This window comes from Seonamhaeicola maritimus, assembly GCF_008056315.1.
Taxonomy (GTDB): Bacteria; Bacteroidota; Bacteroidia; order Flavobacteriales; family Flavobacteriaceae; genus Seonamhaeicola; species Seonamhaeicola maritimus.
On the sequence record NZ_VRKQ01000008.1, the window covers coordinates 1,484,343 to 1,505,564 of the forward strand.

9 protein-coding genes are annotated in these 21,222 nt (G+C 33.2%); 8 read left to right on the plus strand and 1 reads right to left on the minus strand.

Features of this window, described 5'->3' with window-relative positions; genetic code table 11:
• The first annotated feature begins 413 nt into the window (after nucleotides 1-413).
• Nucleotides 414-3,209 carry an outer membrane beta-barrel protein gene (locus FUA22_RS06335; RefSeq protein ID WP_147767054.1) on the plus strand — a complete coding sequence of 932 codons (2,796 nt, stop codon included), beginning with the start codon at nucleotides 414-416 and terminating at the stop codon, nucleotides 3,207-3,209.
• A gap of 129 nt (nucleotides 3,210-3,338) precedes the next feature.
• Here FUA22_RS06335 and FUA22_RS06340 read toward each other — a convergent pair whose 3' ends face one another.
• Nucleotides 3,339-4,133, minus strand: a complete 795-nt coding sequence (locus FUA22_RS06340) for a gluconate 5-dehydrogenase (RefSeq protein ID WP_147767055.1) — start codon at nucleotides 4,131-4,133, stop codon at nucleotides 3,339-3,341.
• 651 nt (nucleotides 4,134-4,784) lie between these two features.
• On the opposite strand from FUA22_RS06340, the gene FUA22_RS06345 reads away from it, so the two are divergent.
• From FUA22_RS06345 to FUA22_RS06375, 7 genes are all read left to right on the plus strand, one after another.
• Complete coding sequence (locus FUA22_RS06345) at nucleotides 4,785-5,786, plus strand: GntR family transcriptional regulator (protein ID WP_147767056.1); 1,002 nt, start codon at nucleotides 4,785-4,787, stop codon at nucleotides 5,784-5,786.
• A gap of 326 nt (nucleotides 5,787-6,112) precedes the next feature.
• Nucleotides 6,113-9,235 (plus strand): SusC/RagA family TonB-linked outer membrane protein, encoded by a 3,123-nt coding sequence (locus FUA22_RS06350; protein ID WP_170309854.1) that lies wholly within the window; start codon nucleotides 6,113-6,115, stop codon nucleotides 9,233-9,235.
• Between the two features lie 12 nt (nucleotides 9,236-9,247).
• Nucleotides 9,248-11,122, plus strand: a complete 1,875-nt coding sequence (locus FUA22_RS06355) for a RagB/SusD family nutrient uptake outer membrane protein (RefSeq protein ID WP_147767058.1) — start codon at nucleotides 9,248-9,250, stop codon at nucleotides 11,120-11,122.
• Between the two features lie 39 nt (nucleotides 11,123-11,161).
• Nucleotides 11,162-14,242 (plus strand): SusC/RagA family TonB-linked outer membrane protein, encoded by a 3,081-nt coding sequence (locus tag FUA22_RS06360; RefSeq protein ID WP_147767059.1) that lies wholly within the window; start codon nucleotides 11,162-11,164, stop codon nucleotides 14,240-14,242.
• 27 nt (nucleotides 14,243-14,269) lie between these two features.
• Complete coding sequence (locus FUA22_RS06365; RefSeq protein ID WP_147767060.1) at nucleotides 14,270-15,988, plus strand: RagB/SusD family nutrient uptake outer membrane protein; 1,719 nt, start codon at nucleotides 14,270-14,272, stop codon at nucleotides 15,986-15,988.
• 40 nt (nucleotides 15,989-16,028) lie between these two features.
• Nucleotides 16,029-17,204, plus strand: coding sequence for a DUF5627 domain-containing protein (locus FUA22_RS06370; RefSeq protein ID WP_170309855.1), 1,176 nt, complete (start codon nucleotides 16,029-16,031; stop codon nucleotides 17,202-17,204).
• A 499-nt stretch (nucleotides 17,205-17,703) separates the two neighbouring features.
• Entirely contained in the window at nucleotides 17,704-21,216 is a 3,513-nt protein-coding gene (locus FUA22_RS06375; protein ID WP_147767062.1) for a family 78 glycoside hydrolase catalytic domain, read from the plus strand.
• Nucleotides 21,217-21,222 lie beyond the last annotated feature (6 nt).

Below are 21,222 nucleotides of genomic sequence, written 5' to 3' on the forward strand. Positions count from 1 at the left end.
CTACACGTCTTAAATAACAATACTCAATATAGGAGGAATACACTTTTATAAAGGTAATAGTGAGAATTTCATATCAACAAATTTTAGCTGAGATTTAGAAGGCAACCACGTCAGTTATTTAGGTAAAATGGGTTATTTGTTTTTTACAAAAATATCTCAAAATATTGTAATATAAATCTTAATTTACATAATGTAAATTACTGATTGACAATTGATTAATAATTACTAGTTTTTGGGTAATAATTAATAGTATTATTTAGGAGAAATACGGACTTTTGATTTGGCCAAATTTCTATTAATGAGTTGTTTAAATTTGGAATTGTTAAAGTTTTATTAAAACTAAAATTTCTTATTAAACCTTTTTAAAAAGTAGGTGTCATAAAACATTATCGTCAATCAACTAACAAACCCTAATGAGAAATTTAATTTCTTTTTTAATATTGTTTTGTACAATATTTTCTTTTTCACAATCGAAACAATTTACAATTTCAGGAACTTTAATATCTGATGAGAGTAATACTCCTTTAGAATCTGCAACGGCTTATTTAGAACGTGTAAAAGATAGTTCGTTAGTCAGTTACACTATTACGGACAAAACAGGAAGTTTTGAATTAACAGATAGGATTGTAGATACGGAATTGAATTTACTCATATCTTATGTGGGGTATGAAACCTATGTTAAAAAAATAAAAATTGATAAGCCTGTAATTAATTTGGGTACAATTAATTTAAAAATAGATAGTAACGCCTTAGATGCCGTAATTGTAAAGACCAGCCCCCCAATCACGATTAAAAAGGATACTTTAGAGTTTAATGTAAAATCATTCAAAACTAAAAAGGATGCAAATGTTGAAGATGTTTTAAGATTACTTCCCGGAGTAGAGGTTGATGAAGAAGGAAATATTACCGTAAACGGACAGTCTGTAAGTAGAATTTTGGTAAATGGAAAACCATTTTTTGGAAACGATCCCACAATAACAACCAGAAATTTAACAAAGGATGTTATTGAAAAAATACAAGTTGTGGATACCAAAACTAAAGCACAGGCATTTGCTGGAGAAAATAGTGACTCAGAAGATAAAACCATAAACCTTACCATAAAGAAAGAGAACAATAAGGGCATTTTTGGTCGTGTAGCTGCTGGTACGGGATCAGATGAAACCTATGAGTTTGCTGGTATGTTTAACAGGTTTGATAATGATCAAAGGTTAAGTCTATTAGCCGGTGGAAATAATATTAACTCACCTGGGTTTAGTTTTGGGGAAATAAGAAAAATGTTTGGTGGAGGACGCATGCGGGTTAGCGGTAATGGGTCTTTTAATATTGATGGGCGCTCATTTGGTGGGGGTCAAGGAATTGTTACTTCTAAAAATGCAGGTCTTAATTATGCCGATGAATTGGGTAAAAAAGTTGATTTGAGTGCAGATTATTTTCACTCAGGAAGTAGTTCTGAAAATGAAACAGCTACACAACGTGAAAATATTTTACCAGATTCAAGATTTTTCACTAATACTAATTCAACTTCTTATAGTGATAGTGATAATCATAGTGTTAATATGGAGTTTGATATTAAATTAGATTCTACGTTATTGATAAATATTGAACCATCTTTTAGACTTACTGAAAATAGAACAGTTTTTTCACGTAATTCAGAATCTTTAGATGAGTCTGAAGTATTAACTAACGAAGCCACCACAGATTCTGAGGTGGAGACCTTTGGAAAGAGTTTCAGTAACGATATTGATATTACTAAAAAATTTGGATCAAAAGGTGCTTATTTGAGATTGAGCATTGAAAATGAAATCAGTTCAAGAGATAGTGAAGATTTTTTATATTCTGAAACCTATATTTATGGTGATAACCCTGAACAAATTATTAGAGACCAATTTACTAATGGAGAGAATAATTCAAATAATGTTGATACAGAGTTAAGTTACAATATACCACTTATTGGGGAAGAGTTTTCTGTTGACTTTAGTTACACCTACAGAAGGAATAAAACAGAAGACAAGAAAAGTACTTTTGATAAAGATATTAACGGTGATTTTTCAGTGTTTAATACAGACTTAAGTACAGATTTTGAATATATCAATGTACAAAATTCTCCAGAAATTTCTTTTAGATATAGAACGGAAAAAACCTATGCTAGAATTAGGACAAGTTACATTTTCAGAACTTTAGAAAACAGGGATTTATTAAGGCCTCAATTTAGTATTAAAAGAAATTTTGAAGCCATAGAGATGAGCTCATATTTCAGACACAGGTTTAGCCCAAAGTCCTCAATGTATTTTGGATATAGGCTAAATAATGACCCGCCACAATTATCTCAATTGCAAGCTTTTCAGAATGTTTCCAATCCATTAAATACAGTTATAGGGAATCCAAACCTAGAGCCTACAAATGATCATGGAACTCGATTTGGTTATAACGCCTTTGATCCTCAGAAAGGAACAGAATTTAACGTAAATGCATATGGGAATATTATAAATAATGAGATAGTCTCAAATACTGTAGTAGACGAAAACTTTGTCAGGGAAACAACATTTGCCAATGTAAATGGCAATTATAATTTAGGAAGTAGTATAAATGTCGGTAAACGAGTAAAACTTGATACCGTTAGAACTTTAAAATATGGAGTTGGTATTAATGTAAATAAAAGCCGAAGAATAAATTTTAATAATGGTATTCAATATGCCAGTGATGTGAATTCTATATCTCCAAATATTAATTTTATGTTCACATGGAAAAATGTGATGGAAATTCGTCCACGTTATACAATTTCCTTTACTAAAAACAAGTATGATATTGATTCGTTTGACAATAGAGAGTTTTTGTTTCATTCTTTAAACATAAATACGGCCACCTTTTTACCAAAGAACTTTGAATGGAGAAATAATGTGATGTATACCTATAACCCCAACATTGCAGAGGGATTTCAAAAAAGCGCATGGTTTTGGAATTCTACGTTAGCCTATTCAGTGCTTAAAAACAAGGGTATTATTACTCTTAAAGCATACGACATATTAAACCAAAACACCAACGCTAGACGAGTGGCAACTCAAGATTATATCCAAGATTCGCAAAGTACGGTATTGCAGCAGTATTTTATGCTAAGTTTCAGTTGGAAGTTTAACAGTTTAGGAAAACTAGGTGAAATAGGAAATGATAGTGGCAGTAGAGGGAGAAGATATCATGGTAGAAGGCGTTAAAAACAGTTGTCTAATTTTAACGTTAAAGATTATAAAAGCTAGTTTGGTTTAACACCGAAATAATAAATATGAACCTCGTCCAGAACAAGTCAAGACGAGATTTTTGATTCATTGTTTATTGTTGTGGATTTAATCTTCGTTAGATGGTTTTCCTATAGTTGCTAGAATACCACCATCAACGTATACTACATGTCCATTTACAAAATCACTAGCCTTAGATCCTAAAAATATGGCGGCTCCTTGTAAGTCATCAGGATCTCCCCATTTTCCAGCAGGTGTTCTTCCAACAATAAAGTCATTAAAGGGATGTCCATCTACACGAATTGGAGCTGTTTGACTTGTAGCAAAATATCCTGGGCCAATGCCATTAATCTGTATATTATGCTTACCCCATTCCGTAGCCATGTTTTGAGTCAGCATTTTCAACCCACCTTTGGCTGCAGCATAAGCACCTACAGTATTTCTACCCAGCTCACTCATCATAGAACAGATATTAATTATTTTTCCTTGCTTTCTTGAAATCATGCCTTTCACAATAGCCTTAGACATAATAAATGGACTTACTAAGTCAACTTTTATAACTTGTTCAAAATCGGTAACTTCCATATCCTCTAATGGCGTTCTTTTAATAATACCGGCATTATTTACCAAAATATCAATGGGACCTATTTCAGCTTCAATTTTTGTAATGTTCTTTATTACTTGCTCTTCGTTGGTTACATCAAATAAATAACCGTGAGCTTTTAGCCCTAGACCCTGATATTCTTTTACAGCTTTATTAAGCTTTTCTTGAGATGACGCACCGTTAACAACAATGGTTGCTCCTGCATTTCCTAATCCTTTAGCCATAGCCATTCCAAGGCCATGAGTTGCCCCAGTAATAAGAGCTACTTTTCCTGTTAAATCGAATAATTTAATCGACATAAATTTTGTTTTAAGTTTTACTATTTATTTTGATAATATCTACTGATTCTAAAGAGTTTTAGGAGCAAATATTATCTGATTGTAAAAGTAGTTAAAAGAAAATACAATCGATTGTATTTTGATGTAAATATTTATTGTATTGTAGATTAAACTGGATAAATATATTTAATTATTATATAGTTGTTGACTATAAATGAAATGTATAGGACCTGATTAACTATTTTAATTGATTAAATATTTACTAATTTAGAAATAAAAAACCCATAAAATATTGATATACAATACGTTTACGGGTTTAGTTTGCGGAGAAAGAGGAACTATCCATTAATTTAAAAACTTGGTGTTTAAAGGGGCTAAATAGGGGAAGAAAATCTACTGACACCGAATTAGCCACCTAATTTAAAACTTTAACATTATTTAACACTTTGTGATGGTTGTCATGGAAAAGTATTAGGTCAACTTCCAATATGAATGTGGAATTTTGTTTTTTGATTATTATATATTTCATTTCTCATCTATTTTTGACAAGGACAGTGCAGGATAGTTTTTGTAAAGAAAAACTATTTATTTGATTTATTCATAATATGTTCGGAAGTCAATGATAGTATTTTATACTTCATTATTTAAAAAGGGCTATTTAATATTTGTAAGATGATTAAAAAAAGAATAAACTTAAAGAACCTAAACAATAATGATAGCCCCAAATACATAAAAATTGTAAATGCCATAAAAGAATCTATAGAGTCTGATGTTCTGAAAATTGGAGACACTATACCTTCTATTAATGAATTTAGTAAAGATTATAAGGTTTCCCGAGATACCGTTTACAAAGCATACGTTTTGTTAAAAAGCCAAGGTTTTATTAAGTCAACTCCAAATAAAGGGTACTACATTTCTGAGAGTAGAAAAAAAGTACTACTGTTAATAAGCACATTTAAGGCCTACAAAGAAGTCTTTTATCATTCATTTATGAGTTTTGTTCCTACTAATGTAATTGTTGATTTGCAATTCCATCATTATAATATTAAGAACTTTAAATCTATGTTAGATCTAGATAAAGGGAAGTATTATAAGTATATAATAATGGGATTTGATCACCCTGAAGTGGAACAAGCTTTATCTAAAATAGATGAAGAGAAATTAATGCTAATTGATTGGAAAGCAAATTTGAAGGTTCCGAAAAACTATGTTTTCCAAGACTTCGGTAAAGCTTTTTATAATTGTTTGCAGAAGGCTAAGGAAGAGCTTAATGAATATAAAAAGCTTGTATTTATTTATCCTGAGTTTTCATACCATCCTTATGAAAGTGTGGAGTATTTTAAGAAGTTTTGCGAATCCAATAAAATGGATTTTGAAGTTTGCAAAAATTCAAATGACTTAGTTGTCAATAAGAAAACGGCATACATAAGTGTTAATGATCGCATTCTATATGATCTTTTGAGCCAGTGCAGTGATAAAAATCTGGAGATAGGTAGTGATGTAGGGATACTATCTTATAATGATACACCATTAAAAAGATTCACCTATAAAGGAATATCAGTTATATCTGTAGATTTTAAAGAATTTGGGGCTAAAGTTGCAAAGTTTATTACTTCTGATGACGACATAAAAGTTAATTTGAAAACCGAACTAATTTTAAGAGATTCTTTGTAAACATCACAATTTAATTCAAACTCTAAAGAAGTTAAAAAAAAGAATATTTCAATGTGTTAAATTATTTGATTAACTATTAGATTAAATATTTAAAAGACTGAAAATGAAATTTTTAAAGGTAAATACAGATAGTTTTCTATTGCCTTAATTGTTATAAATGGTTATGATTTATAAGCAAAAAATATTATCCAACAGCATAGTACAGGATACATAGTTTTGAATGTATTCGTAAAATTGTTACGTATTATTATGACTTTACAAAAGTGTGTTCTACATACTGTCATTCTAACTGATAAAACTAAAATATGTTAAAACTAAAACTCAAAATGAAACAAAAATTTAAAAGACAATTTCCTGTTTCTGGGTTTGTATTAATGCTCGTCTTACTGTTTTCCAGTTTTACGGTTGTTAATTTGCAAGCCCAAAATAAGATTTCTGGTGTGGTGAAAGATGCTGGTGGGCTACCTTTACCCGGTGTTAGTGTAATCCAAAAAGGAACTACCCGAGGCGCATCAACTGACTTTGATGGAAACTATACGCTTGAATTGACTTCAGGTGATGAAATTCTAGTATTTTCTTATATAGGTTTCAAAACAATAGAAATTCCGGTTAATGGTCAAACAACCATCAATGTAACTTTAGATGAGGACATAGAAAGCTTAGATGAAGTAGTAATTGTAGGTTATGGTACTCAGAAAAAAGAAAGTGTGGTAGGGGCAATTTCTCAGGTAAAAGGAGAAGAATTACTGATGAGAGCTGCTGGTATAACAAATGTTGAAGAAGCACTTCAAGGTAATTTACCGGGTGTTACTGCAATACAAGGTAGTGGTACTCCTGGTGAATCTAATATGAGGATTTTTATTCGTGGATTAAGTTCATGGAACGGAGAAGGTGGTCCTCTTATTCTTGTTGATGGTGTTAAGAGATCGATGACCGATATCGATATGAATGATATTGAAAAACTTTCGGTACTTAAAGATGCTTCTGCTACAGCGGTTTTTGGTGTAGAAGGAGCTAATGGTGTAATATTAATTACCACTAAACGTGGGCAAGTAGGTAAGGCGCAGTTGTCTTTAAATGTAAATTCAACAATTAAATTTGTTTCACAATTGCCGAATAAGTTAGATTCCTATGATGGGCTATCACAAGCTAATAGTTCTATTCTAAGAGAGTTGGCAGTTTTACCCGGATCTTGGGGTGATTATACGCCTATGGGTATTCTTGATAGATACCGTAATCCTTCAAGTTTGGAAGAAAGTCGTATATATGCAAATGTTAATTGGGAGGATGAATTGTTGAAAGATTTTGCTCAAGATTATAGAATTAATTTTTCTGTACGAGGTGGTAATAAAACGGCTAAATACTTTGGGAGTTTAGCTTACCAAACAGTAGATGATATTTTTGATGGCGGTAAGTATGACAATGGAAGAGGTTATTTAGGTGAGTACAAATATGAAAGATTTAATTATAGAAGTAATATTGATTTTAATGTTACCAGCACCACAGAGTTGTCTGTAAATCTTTCTGGTTTTTTAGGAATTAGAGAAAATCCTTCTCTAATAAGTAATGTAACCAATGGTCTTTACCAAATAGCTCCTAACCTATACACACCTGTATATGATGATGGTTTTTATGGTTTATCAACAAACCCTGCTTTTATTTTCGAGAATTCTATTGTGAAATTATCCGCTTCAGGATATGATACTTTTACAAACTTTCAAGTAAATACAGATTTTATATTGAAGCAAAAATTAGATTTTATTACAGAAGGTTTATCTTTTCAAGGACGTTTTTCTTTAGATAATAACATGAGAAGTAAACAATCTTTAAATGATGGAGGTGTACAGTATAGGGTTTATGATGGTGATGTAGAGGAGTTTGAGATTCCAAATGGTGTGAATGACTTTGATTATGTTCAAGCACCTTGGACTTTAGGTTCTTCAGAAGTTGAGAATGGTCAACGTGAACGTAGAATGGTTTATGATTTTTCATTTAATTATAATAAGACTATAGCAGAGAAACATAATGTAACAGCATTATTTTTAATGAGAAGGCAACAGTATGCAAAAGGTAGTCAGTTTCCAAGATACCGTGAAGACTGGGTTGGAAGGGTAACTTATAACTATGATACAAGATACTTTTTAGATATAAATGGAGCCTATAATGGATCTGAAAAATTTGGCCCAGGATTTCGTTTTGATCTCTTCCCTTCCGTAGCACTAGGTTGGACAGTGTCTAACGAGTCTTTTATGGAAAATGTAGATTGGTTAGATAAACTTAAATTTAGAGGTTCTTACGGACTTGTTGGTGATGATAATTTTAGCGGTAGATGGAGATATGTTACCCAATGGGAGAATGGTGGAGCTGCGTTTTTAGTGCCAAGTTCATATCAAGGATCAGGAGGAAGATCGCCTTATATCTTCTATAGAGAGGCGCAAGTTGGAAATCCTAACCTTCAATGGGAAACAGCTACTAAGTACAATGTAGGGGCTGAGTTCTCTATATTTAATGGTTTATTAACTGCTGAATTAGATTATTTTGCAGAAGATCGTGATAATATTGTTGTTCCTGGTTCACAACGTAGTGTGCCAGATTGGTTTGGAACATCACCTCCGGATTTTAATACTGGTAAGGTTGAGGTAAGAGGTTATGAGATTGTTCTTGGTGCCAATTACACATTTGATAGCGGTTTAAATCTATTTGGTAATTTTAACTTTACGCAAGCAATAGATGAAGTTATTGAAAGAGAAGATCCTATATTTAGACCTGATTATCAAAAGAATGCAGGTTTTCCAATTGGGCAATCAAGAACAGCAATTCCTGGAGGAATATTGACGAATTGGGATGATGTATATATGTCTACACCACAGATAAACAATCAAAACCTAATTCGAGTAGGTTATTATGATGTAATGGATTTTGACGGTGATGGTATTTATAATAGTGCTTTTGATAATGCACCCTTTGGTTATGCAACGCGTCCTCAAAGAAACTGGAGTGCTACTTTAGGAGCACGTTACAAAGGTTTTAGTCTTTCAGCCCAGTTATACGGAACGCAGAATGCTTCTAGACTTTTTAGTAACAATACGTTTACTCAGCAAACTCCTTTGATTTTTACTCAAGATTTAGATTATTGGACTGTTGATACTCCTAATAATACAGACACGCAGCCTAAGTGGCGAGCAGATGGTGCTACCAACCCTAGAGATAACTGGTTAGATGCATCATTAACAAGGCTTAAAGCGGTTTCATTGTCTTATGATATACCTAAAAAAACTTGTGAAAAACTAGGGTTAAAGAAACTTCAAGTTTTTGCAAATGGTAATAACTTGTTCCTATGGTCTAACTTACCTGACGATAGAGAGTTTAATACTTCATCAGATGCACAGGCTAGGGGAGATTACCCTACCTTAAAGAGATTTAACTTTGGTTTTAATATGAATTTTTAAAAAGAAGATGTCATGAAAAATTTTAAAATAAAATTAATTATTATTCTAGGGCTCATTTTGTCGTTTTCTTGTGAGGACTACCTAGATCAGGCTCCAGAGTCAACTTTAGACCAAGAAGAGGTTTTTTCAACCTTTAAGAACGCACAAGGGTTTGTTGAAGAGATGTACGCATCAGTGGTGGATTATGGAACATCAGCCCATACCTTCCAAGATTATATATATGGCGATGACGCCTATGGCAATAGAACTTGGAAAGCAAGTTATCAAATTGATTTTGGAAACTTAAATGCTGTTGCAAGGCATAGATATAGTTACTTGTGGAATTGGCAAAGTGCTGAGTATGGTACCAATAATGCCAATATTAACCAAGCTAATGCCAGTAGAAGACCTGGTTTATGGGATGGTAGTTTAAGAGGTATTCGTAAAGCTAATATTGTAATTGCTAGTGTAGAACAAGATGGGTTAATGGTAGATGCCACTCAAGAGGAAAGAGATGTTATACTAGGGCAAGCCTATTTTTTTAGAGCATTTTTTCACAATGAGATTATGAAATTTTATGGACGCTTTCCTTATATAAAAGAAGTGTTAGTGGGTGATTTTGCAATACCACGTCCTGAAACATATAAAGAATGTGCTTTAGAGGCTAATGAAGATTATAAGAGGGCCATTGAGTTATTGCCTTTAAATTGGGATGATGAAGCCTATGGGCAACTAACCTTTGGAGAAAATAAAGGGAGGCTTACCAAAGGAGTAGCTTATGCATTTCAAGGTAAAAACCTGCTTCTTGCGGGAAGCCCGTTGATGCATGGTAACAATAAAAGTATAAACACCTATGAGTATGATACAGAATTATGCAATATGGCTGTTGATGCTTTTGCAGGTATACTTAAATTAGATGACCAAGGGTTTTATGATTTAGCCACTTGGGAAAATTATGATGAGGTATTTTGGAAAACACCAACACCTAATTCGTGGCCTGGTAGTACTGAGTTCGTTTTTTCAGCTCCTGGAGGTAATCAGGCTCAGGCTCAAAGATTTATGACTGCTGGGATTGATAGAGATATTCATGGTAGGAATGGGTCAGAAATTGTTAGCCCAACACATAATTTTATTCATCAAAATTTTGGAATGTCTAACGGTCTGTCAATTGAAGATGATTTAAGTGGTTTATACGGGCCAACATTATATGATCCTCTTAATCCATTTGATAATCGTGATCCACGTTTTTATAAATGGGTTGTTATAGATGGCGAAGTTTTTGGAACAAAAGCATCAATTCCTGCTAAGCATAGAGTAGCTCAGCTTTTTACCGGTGGAGAGCACCGTAGTACAGGTAGTGATAATCAACCATCTACAACTGGATACATGCACAAGAAGTTTTATCCTATTATTGATGGGGAGTTTCATAGTAAATGGAATAGAATTATTGATCAATATACCGGAGTACGTTTACATATGAGATTAACTGATGTCTATTTAATGTATGCCGAAGCATTACATGCGGCTAAGGGAGCAACTACAGCACCTGCTTCTTATCCATTAACTGCTGAGGCTGCTATTAATTTATTCCGTAGTAGAGCGGGTATTCCAGATGTTCACCCATCAATTGTATCTAATAGCAACAAGTTTATGGACGAATTAAGACGAGAAAGAAGTGTTGAGTTAAGTTATGAAGCTCATAGATGGGTAGATATTCGCCGTTGGGGAGTAGCACACGAGATAGAGTATAGAAGAAAAACATCTTTTGAATTTCCTCAAGATCATTCGTCATATACAGAAAATCTACTTGTTGAGAGAGTTTGTGAATTCCCAAAACATTATTGGTTACCATTTGAGGCTAAACAAACACAGATTTATGAGGGATTCCCTCAAAATCCAGGATGGTAGTCTTTAACAAATTCGTTTTAATTAATATAAAGAAAAAAAATGAAGATAAATAAATTATATAGGTTGTTTACTCTTGTGTCCATAGCCTTGTTTAGCTTTTGTAACATTGCAATGGCTCAAACACAAGGTACAGAGGTATCGGCAACCGTTGTTGATGAACAAGGTAACCCAATAAGTGGAGTTAATGTTTTTGCACCAAACGGTGTTAAAGCATCAACCAATGATAACGGACAATTTAAACTAGAATTACTTGGTGATGATCCAGTTGTAATTCAAAAAAAGGGTTATGAATCACAGCTGATTGATGTGTCTGATTTAACAGGTAATATTACCTTAGATAAATCAGCTTTCTTAGCCACTGAAGATGATCAAATTAAAATGGGCGTTGCTACAAAAGACCGTCTTGAAATTGTAGGAGCAGTTTCATCAATAAACACAAGAGACCGTTTAACCTATGACAATACTCAATGGGTTAGAGATTATATTAACGGTCTAACGTTGGGTGTAAGAGGTTCTTCTAATATTAGAGGTATAGGAGATGCTATTTTTGTTATTGATGGTGTAATTGGTCGTGACCCTAATATTTTAAATATGGAAGAGGTTGAGCAGATAACGGTACTTAAAGATGCCAATTCTGTTGCATTATATGGTAGCCAAGGAAGAAATGGTGTTATTGTAATTAATACCAAACGCGGTCAAATAAATAAAAAAGAAATTAATGTTAATATTCGCTCTGGTATTAGAACGCCTTTGGCTTTGCCAAATTATTTGAGTTCAGCCGGATACATGACGCTTTTTAATGAAGCTAGAAATAATGATGGGTTAGATAATTTTTATGACCCAGCACTTATTCAAGAATTTAGAACAAGTTCTAACAGATATAAATACCCAGATGTAGACCTTTACTCAAGTGAATACGTTCAACCTTTTGTGAACTCTACAAGTGTTATTACTGAGTTTTCTGGTGGAAATGAAAAAAATCAGTATTATGTTAATGTAGGCTGGAACCGTAATGAAGCTTGGGTTAATATCAATGATGATATCAACGCTGGATCAGACCGTTTTAATGTTAGAGGTAATATAGATTTTAAAATAAACGATTGGATTACTAGTAGTCTTGATGGTATTGCTATAATTAGTACAAATAAAGGGTCTAGAGCCAATTTATTGAGTGCTGGTACTACTTTTAAACCTAATGCCTATGCACCATTGATTCCTGCAAATCTTATAGATACTAGTGACGATTTGGTTGCTGGTCAAGTGCAGAATGCACGTAACTACAATGGATTTATATTAGGAACAACACAAGAGTTCAAATCAAATGCACCTATTGCTTTGGCCATTGCTGGTGGTTATCAAAATACAGTGTCTAGATCTACACAGTTTAACAACTCAATCAATTTTGATTTAGAAAGGATAACAAAGGGCTTATCTGCTAAAACTTATGTGAGTTTTGATTTTTATGATTCTTATAATTTATCAATAAATAATCAATTTAAAACATATGCACCAGATTGGACTGGAAATAGTATAACAAGTTTTGGTCGTGATAATTCAACTGATCCTCCTACTCCAAATGATACTGGTATTTTTGGTGAGGACTTAAAAGATCAAACAGAAAATGTTAGTACTAATGGTTTTGTATCGCGCTTTGGTTTTTACGGGCTTGTAAATTATCAAAAGACTATTGCTGAGAACCATTCTTTAAATACCACTTTTTTAGGTTATTATAATTCACAGAAGAGCAATAACGTTATTCAAACTGATGTTGATTCTCACTTAGGATTTCAACTATCTTATGATTTCAAGAAGAAAATATTTGTTGATTTTAGTGGAGCTTATGTTAATTCTTTAAAATTGGCAGAAGGAAATAGAGGAGGTTTATCACCAACTGCTGGTGTGGCATACATTTTAAGTGAAGAGCCATTCATGAAAGACAGTAAATTTATTAACTACCTAAAGTTAAAGGCTTCTGGGGGTATAATAAAGTCTGATCAAGGAATTGATGGTTATTATTTATATGATACCAACTATTCAGATGGATCAAATTTTACTTGGGCAGATGGACAAAGTTCTAACCGTAGACAAGAAATCTCGCAAGGAGAGAATCTTAATCTTACATTTGAAGAACGTATAGATTTGAACATTGGTTTTGAAAGTTATTTAATGAATTCACTTTGGTTAGAGTTTAATTATTTTAAATCTGAACTTGATAAGCAGTTAACGTTCTTAAATGACAAATACCCATCTTATTACAATACATTTAGACCATATGATAATTTTGATAAGAATGAATATACTGGGTTTGAATTAGGGGTTAATTATAATAAGACCTTTAATGAACTTTCAGTAGGTATTGGTGCCAATGTTTTGTATAGTCAAACAAAAGCTGTAAAACGTTCTGAAATAAATGAATTTGATTATCAAAATAGAGTTGGAAAAGAACTTTCTTCAGTGTTTGGTTTAGTAGATCAAGGCTTTTATTCCGAAGCAGAATTTACTACAGATGTAGACGGAAATTACATTTTAAATGCTGGTTTGCCAGTTCCTAATTTTGGTGATGTTCAACCAGGAGATATTAAATATCAGGATCAAAACGGAGATAATATTATTGATAACGATGATAGAATTGCGATTGGGCAGTCTAGTAGTCCTTGGACCTACGGTATAAACCTAAATTTAAAATATAAAGCATTTAATCTTTTTATATTAGGAACTGGACAAACTGGAGCAGACGGGAATAAGCTAAGTAGTAGTTTTAACAATTACTATGGAGTAAATGGTAATGATAAATATTCTGAAGTTGTATTAGGACGTTGGACACCTGCTACTGCAAATACTGCAACGTTCCCAAGATTATCGTCACAAACAAATCAAAACAATTTTAGACCATCAACTTTTTGGATGTATGACAATAGTTATTTTAATATTAACCGTGCTCAGTTAACATTTGAGTTCGATGATAACTTATGTAATAAACTTGGAATGGAAGATTTAAGCTTAAATCTTCAAGGGACTAACCTTTTACAAATAGCAGAAAATAAAGATATTCGTCAGTTAAGGATTGGTTCTACACCACTAACAAGAGCATTTACGCTTGGGGTGAGAGCGTCATTTTAATATAATTAGAAAATTTAGATAAATAAAATGAAAAATTTAATAAAATATATATTAATTATGTTGGTTTTCACTGGCATGATTGCTTGTGATACCTTAGATCCTATTGATGAAAACAGGTTAGATTTTGATTTTGTTAGTTCAGATCCAGCATCAGCAGAAGGTTTATTGTTACAGGGGTACTCTGGCTTAGTAAATCAGTATTCATTTTCTGAGGCAGCTACTGATGATGCAGTCAATAATCAAATGAATAATGGGTACAAAAGAATAGCTCTAGGAGAGTTAAACGCTCAATATAATCCAGCTGCTCGTTGGAATAGTTTTGAACGCGTATTCTGGATGAACAGATTCTTAGAAATTATTGAGGCTGGTGAGATTCAATGGAGCAGAGATGAAGATATTAACGAAATGTTTAATCTTCGTATGAAGGGAGAGGCACTTGCGCTTAGAGCATTACACCATTTTTATGTGTTACAGGCACATGCTGGAGTAGGGACTTCAGGTACCTTATTAGGGATTCCATACTTTACTGAGTTTATTGAGGCTGATGGTGATTTTAATACGCCACGTTTATCATTTGAAGCTTCCGTACAAGCTATTATGCAAGATTTTGATGATGCCTTAGCTTTATTACCAACAGATTATGGACTTAATCAGGGTGATGTAGACCCGTTGTATGCGAGTTATGATTATTCTAAGTATGAAGTAGTGAATGGAGGTCAATATGATTTACGTATTACAGGTAGAATAGTAAAAGCACTTAAAGCACGTTTGGCTCTTTTTGCGGCTAGTCCTTCTTTTTTAAACGATCAAGGGTATTATAATATGGCGGCAAATTATGCAGGTGATGTACTAAATACTATTGGAGGTATTTCTGGATTGGCGTCAGATGGTGTAGAGTTTTATACATCAGATGATGATAAAGACAGTGCTGAAATGTTATGGCGTGGTTCTCAAGGAGGCAATAGCTCAACTTATGAGGAAAGAATGTTTCCGCCTTCTGTAAATGGAAAGGGAGAGATAAACCCAACTCATAACTTTGTAATGGCATTCCCTATGCAGGATGGTTATCCGGCAACCGCTGCAAATGGTTATGACGAGCAAAACCCATACGCCAATAGAGATCCTAGATTAGATAAATATGTTGTTCTTAATGGATCTTCATTTGGTGGAGGTAATATTAACACTGGAGAAGGAGGAGGAATTGATAGATTAGACTCTATTCCTCAATTTTCAACAACTACTGGGTATTACTTAAAAAAGTTATTACGTCCAGATGTTAGAATTAATAGTGATGGAACTACAACAGGTAAGAGACACTTTAATGTGTATTTTAGATATACAGAATTATTTTTAATTTTAGCGGAGGCAGCCAATGAAGTAGGAGGTCCAGACCAACAGGTGAATGGAATGTCTGCACGTGATGTGATTGCTGCAATTCGTGATAGAGCTGGTATAACACAACCTGATAATTACTTAGCATCTATTACAACTAAAGAAGCTATGCGCGATCTTATCAAAAATGAGCGCCGTTTAGAACTAAGTTTTGAGGGACACAGGTTTTGGGACCTTAGAAGATGGGGCTCATCATTAAATGAAACGGCTAAGGGATATTTTTATGATGGAAGTAATTATGTTGAGTTACCATCAATTGAGAGTAGAAATTATCAACCTTTTGCTACCTATATGCCAATTCCAAATGCTGAAACGTTGAAGTTTTCTGCACTTGAACAAAATAATGGCTGGTAGGATAATTGCATATTTTAAAAGAATTAAAAAAATATTAGACATGAAAATAAAATATTTAATAATATGCGCAATAGCCTTTAGCTTAATGGCTTGCGAAAATCAGGAAAATGAATTTGATGACTTTGGCTCAACTTCGGTATATTTTCCATTTCAAACACCCGTAAGAACATTAATTCAAGGGAAGTATGACTTAGGCTATAATGAGAACGACAATAATGGTCGGTTTGAAATGGGTGTTATCATGTCTGGAGTGTATCAAAATACCACAGACCGAAAAGTACATTTTGAAGTGGCACCAGATTTGATAAATCCTAATGTCATACCAGGTATAGATTCAGTGAATGTACAAATTTTGCCATCTTCATATTATACTATAGAGCAAGCAAGTCCGGTAACTATTCCCGCAGGTTCTACTAAGGGGCGTATTCCTGTACAACTAAATGATGCCTTTTTTGATGATCCATTGTCATTTGCAGAATTTGGTGAAGTACATTATGTAATTCCTTTAAGAATTACAGATTATGAAGGTTTAGATTCACTTTTAGTAGGTGTGCCTAATGAAGAAGTTTTAGACCCAATCAAGATTAGAGAAGATGATTGGAGCTCTTTACCTAAAGATTATACGCTTTTCGGTATTAAGTTTATGAATAAATATCAAGGTATCTATTTAAGACGCGGTGAGGATGAAGCAGTAGGATCTAACGAATCAGTTACGGTTTATGAAAATGGAAATCCTACAGAAACAATATCAGAGAATATTGAAGGATCTACAGTTTATAGATCTGAGTTTGTTGTAGGTGATGAATTACTTCCACTATCAACCGCAGGAAGGAATAAAGCAAATACTACTATTAATGTTAGAAGACCAGGTATTCCTACTAATAGTCAGTTGTCTTTACAATTGACATTTAACGATAATGAAGATATTACTGTTACTAATGCTGACCCAGCTAGCTCTGTTACTGTGACGGGCTCAGGGAAATTTGTAGAAAATGGAGATGAATGGGGAGGAGAAAGTCGAGACGTAATTTACTTAGATTATCAATATCGAGAACTAGAAGTTGAAGTCACTGAGGTCCGCTTTTTTGGTACATTACAATCAACAACCACATCAACATTTGATTTATTGCATACAGTTAAAGATACTTTAGTAATAAGAGACCGAGATGTTAAGTTTGAAGAGTTTACTGTAGATTTAAGGGAAGAAACTCCATAATCTTGTAAAGACTGTCAAAATAATTTTTAAAAAAAGCGAGGTTTGTCCTCGCTTTTTTTATTAGTACTAATTAAATAGGACTGAGATAAATTTGTATTAACAATATAGGAGAATTATTACCTAATAATTTTTTGATGATACCTTAAATTTTTGATGTAGTCCTGTGTTTAGGTCTGGTCTTTGATGTGAAACATAATATTTCAGGACAGTGCAGGATGGATTGTTAGTTGTATTCCTTTAAATTTGAAGCATTCAAGAAGAAAGTTAGTTTAGTTTAGAATTGTTTGAGTTAGTCGATGCTCCCTGTTATAAATGTTGTTTTTATAGCGGAGAGCATTTTTGTTATCTATTTTTTTTGAAGTTTGACTTTTTTTCAGGACAGTGCAGGATAACGTAAATGCTTAAATGATTTAACTTTATAAACTATAATAATCTTTAGCTATTTTTATGTCATTGCATAAAAGTAGTTGAAAAATCTTTAACAGTTAATTACAATTTAATGTCAAAAATCAAAGTTTTATTCGGTCTTATTCTATCAATTGGAAGTTTAAATATTACAATTGCTCAAGACAAACCAAATATTATTTTCATCTTAACCGATGACCAACGTTTTGATGCCATTGGGTATGTAGGTAATCAGTTTGTTGAAACACCAGAAATGGATAATCTTGCAAATTCTGGAACTTATTTTCATTCGGCAATAGTTACAACACCTATTTGTGCAGCAAGTAGAGCAAGTCTTTTTACAGGTTTACATGAAAGAGCTCATAATTTCAATTTTCAAACAGGAAATGTACGTGAGGAATATATGGCGAACTCGTATCCAACACTTCTGAAAAACAACGGTTATTACACTGGGTTTTATGGTAAATATGGAGTGAGGTATAATGATTTGGATAAACAATTTGATGAGTTCGAGTCATACGATAGAAATAATAGATATAAAGACAAAAGGGGGTATTATTACAAAACTATTGATAATGACACCGTACATTTAACAAGATACACAGGGCATAAGGCCTTAGAGTTTATAGATAAAAATGCTTCAAATGATAAACCATTTTGTCTATCATTAAGTTTTAGTGCACCACATGCCCATGATGGAGCTCCAGAACAATACTTTTGGCAAAATACTACTGACAATTTACTAGCAGATACTACAATTCCAGAACCTGCTTTGGGTGATGATAAATACTTTTTGGCACAACCAAAAATGGTAAGAGATGGTTTTAACAGATTACGTTGGACATGGCGTTATGATACACCTGAAAAGTATCAGCATAGTTTAAAAGGATATTACAGAATGATATCTGGAGTAGATTTGGAAATCAAAAAAATTAGAGAAAAACTTAAAGCTAATGGTCTTGACAAGAATACGGTTATTATCGTAATGGGAGACAACGGTTATTTCTTGGGAGAGCGTCAATTTGCTGGAAAGTGGTTAATGTATGATAATTCTATCCGTGTACCTTTAATTGTTTTTGACCCACGAGTTGAAAAGCATCAAGATATCAAAGACATGGTGCTTAATATAGATGTGCCTCAAACCATTGCTGATATTGCAGGCGTAAAGGCACCAGATACTTGGCAAGGAAAAAGTTTGTTACCAATTGTTAAGCAAGAAACTAATACTATTGGTAGAGATACTATTTTAATAGAACACCTTTGGGACTTTGAACATATTCCACCAAGTGAAGGAGTAAGAACAAAAAAGTGGAAATACTTCAGATATGTTAACGATAAATCTATTGAAGAACTTTATGATTTAGAAAAGGACCCACAAGAGATTAAAAACTTAATAGGAAAGAAAAAATATAGAGGAGTAGCCAATAAATTAAAAACTAAACTTGATGAGCTTATCAAGAAAAACAGTAATGAATATAGAGCAGCACCTACCAATTTATCTATTGAATTAATAAGGGAACCTGAATCTGAAGTTAAAATATTCGATTTAAAACCTGAGTTTGGATGGACAGTGCCTTTAGGATCTAAATTTCAAGGGGCTTATCAAATTTTGGTAGCATCAAATAAGGCTAATATCGATAATAATAATGGAGATGTTTGGGATAGTGGAAGAGTAGCTTCTACAAAATCAACCGATGTTGAGTATGGTGGTAATAAATTGGAAATAGGAAAAACATATTACTGGAAAGTGAGAATATGGGAGCAAGAAAATAGACTTGTAGATTATTCTGAACCGCAAAAGTTTACCACCGGTAAAAGTGATAGCTATATAATATCTACTGAGAATAAATTTATTAAATCAGAAATCAAACCAGTAAAGTTTGAGAAAAGAGGTGATTTCTATTTTTTAGATTTCGGAAAAGCAGCTTTTGCAACAATGAACTTTAATTATAATGCTAAAACAACACATACCTTGACAGTGCGAGTTGGTGAAATGGTTGATGATAATGGTAATGTTAACAGAACACCACCTGCAAAAAGCAATATCAGATATCAAGAAATTAAAGTTGATGTAAAGCCCGGGCAAAGGGAGTATCAGATACAGGTACAAACAGATGAGAGAAACACAAGAGCTAATAAGGCTATTCCTTTACCAGATGGTTTTCCACCACTAGTTCCATTTAGATACGCAGAAATTGAAGGAGCACAAGAAACACTTGCAGCAAATGATTTCACACAACTCGCTTTTCATACCTACTGGGATGAAAGGGCAAGTAGCTTTGACAGTAATAACAAGGTTTTAAACCAGGTTTGGGATTTATGTAAATACTCAATTAAGGCCACAACATTTAATGGTTTATATGTAGATGGTGATAGAGAACGTATTCCTTATGAAGCTGATGCATATTTAAATCAATTAAGTCATTATACTACAGATAGAGAATTTGCTATGGCAAGACGCACTATTGAGTATTTTATGAAACACCCAACATGGCCAACAGAGTGGCAACAACATGTACCGCTATTAATTTATGCAGACTACATGTACACGGGAAATACGGAACTTATTGAACGTTATTACGAACCATTAAAACATAAATCGTTATTCGAATTATCTAATGAAGATGGTTTAATTACGTCTACGAAGGTTGATGCTGCATTCATGAAAAAATTAGGTTTTCCTGACGGTTATAAGAAACCATTAACTGATATTGTAGATTGGCCAGGAGCAAATTTTAACAGAAGTAAAACTAAAGGTGAACGTGACGGTTTTGTATTTAAACCTTATAGTACTGTAATTAATTCATTTTTCTATGAGAACATGAAAATTATGGCGGAGTTTGCTCAGATTTTAGGAAAAACACAAGAAGCTCTGGATTTTGAATACCGAGCCGCAAAAGCTAAAAAAGCAGTGAATGAACAAATGTTTGACAAAGAACGTGGTGTTTATGTAGATGGTATTGGTACAGACCATGCTTCTTTACATGCTAATATGATGCCTTTAGCATTTGGATTAGTGCCAGAAGAACATTATCAAACGGTTATAGATTTTGTAAAATCTCGAGGAATGGCTTGTAGTGTTTACGGTTCGCAATTTTTAATGGATGGTTTATACAACGCAGGTGAAGCGGATTATGCCTTAGATTTATTAACCGATACCTCTGATAGAAGTTGGTATAACATGATCAAAATTGGTTCAACCATAACTTTAGAAGCTTGGGATAATAAGTACAAGAATAATTTAGATTGGAATCATGCTTGGGGTGCTGTACCAGCAAATGTTATTCCAAGAGGATTATGGGGAATTAAACCAAAAACACCAGGATTTAGTGTTGCTACTATTAAACCACAAATGAGTAAATTAAAGTCTAGTGAAATAGAAGTGCCAACGGTAAGAGGTACAATTAAAGCAAACTATAACCATAATGGACCGAGACTTCAAACATATGAAATCGAGATACCAGGAAATATGGTTGCAGAGTTTTCTTTAAATGGTTTAGATGGAAAAGATTTACTTCATAATGGAAAAAAGGTGCCTCCCGCTTTTGAGTCTATAAGACTCGCTCCAGGAAAGCATACCATACAACTTAAAATAAATTCGTTTTAAATAATT

Coding starts and splice junctions, on each gene's coding strand:
- FUA22_RS06335 (WP_147767054.1), top strand. CDS start 414: ATGAGAAATTTAATTTCTTTTTTAATATTGTTTTGTACAATATTTTCT.
- FUA22_RS06340 (WP_147767055.1), bottom strand. CDS start 4,133: ATGTCGATTAAATTATTCGATTTAACAGGAAAAGTAGCTCTTATTACT.
- FUA22_RS06345 (WP_147767056.1), top strand. CDS start 4,785: ATGATTAAAAAAAGAATAAACTTAAAGAACCTAAACAATAATGATAGC.
- FUA22_RS06350 (WP_170309854.1), top strand. CDS start 6,113: ATGAAACAAAAATTTAAAAGACAATTTCCTGTTTCTGGGTTTGTATTA.
- FUA22_RS06355 (WP_147767058.1), top strand. CDS start 9,248: ATGAAAAATTTTAAAATAAAATTAATTATTATTCTAGGGCTCATTTTG.
- FUA22_RS06360 (WP_147767059.1), top strand. CDS start 11,162: ATGAAGATAAATAAATTATATAGGTTGTTTACTCTTGTGTCCATAGCC.
- FUA22_RS06365 (WP_147767060.1), top strand. CDS start 14,270: ATGAAAAATTTAATAAAATATATATTAATTATGTTGGTTTTCACTGGC.
- FUA22_RS06370 (WP_170309855.1), top strand. CDS start 16,029: ATGAAAATAAAATATTTAATAATATGCGCAATAGCCTTTAGCTTAATG.
- FUA22_RS06375 (WP_147767062.1), top strand. CDS start 17,704: ATGTCAAAAATCAAAGTTTTATTCGGTCTTATTCTATCAATTGGAAGT.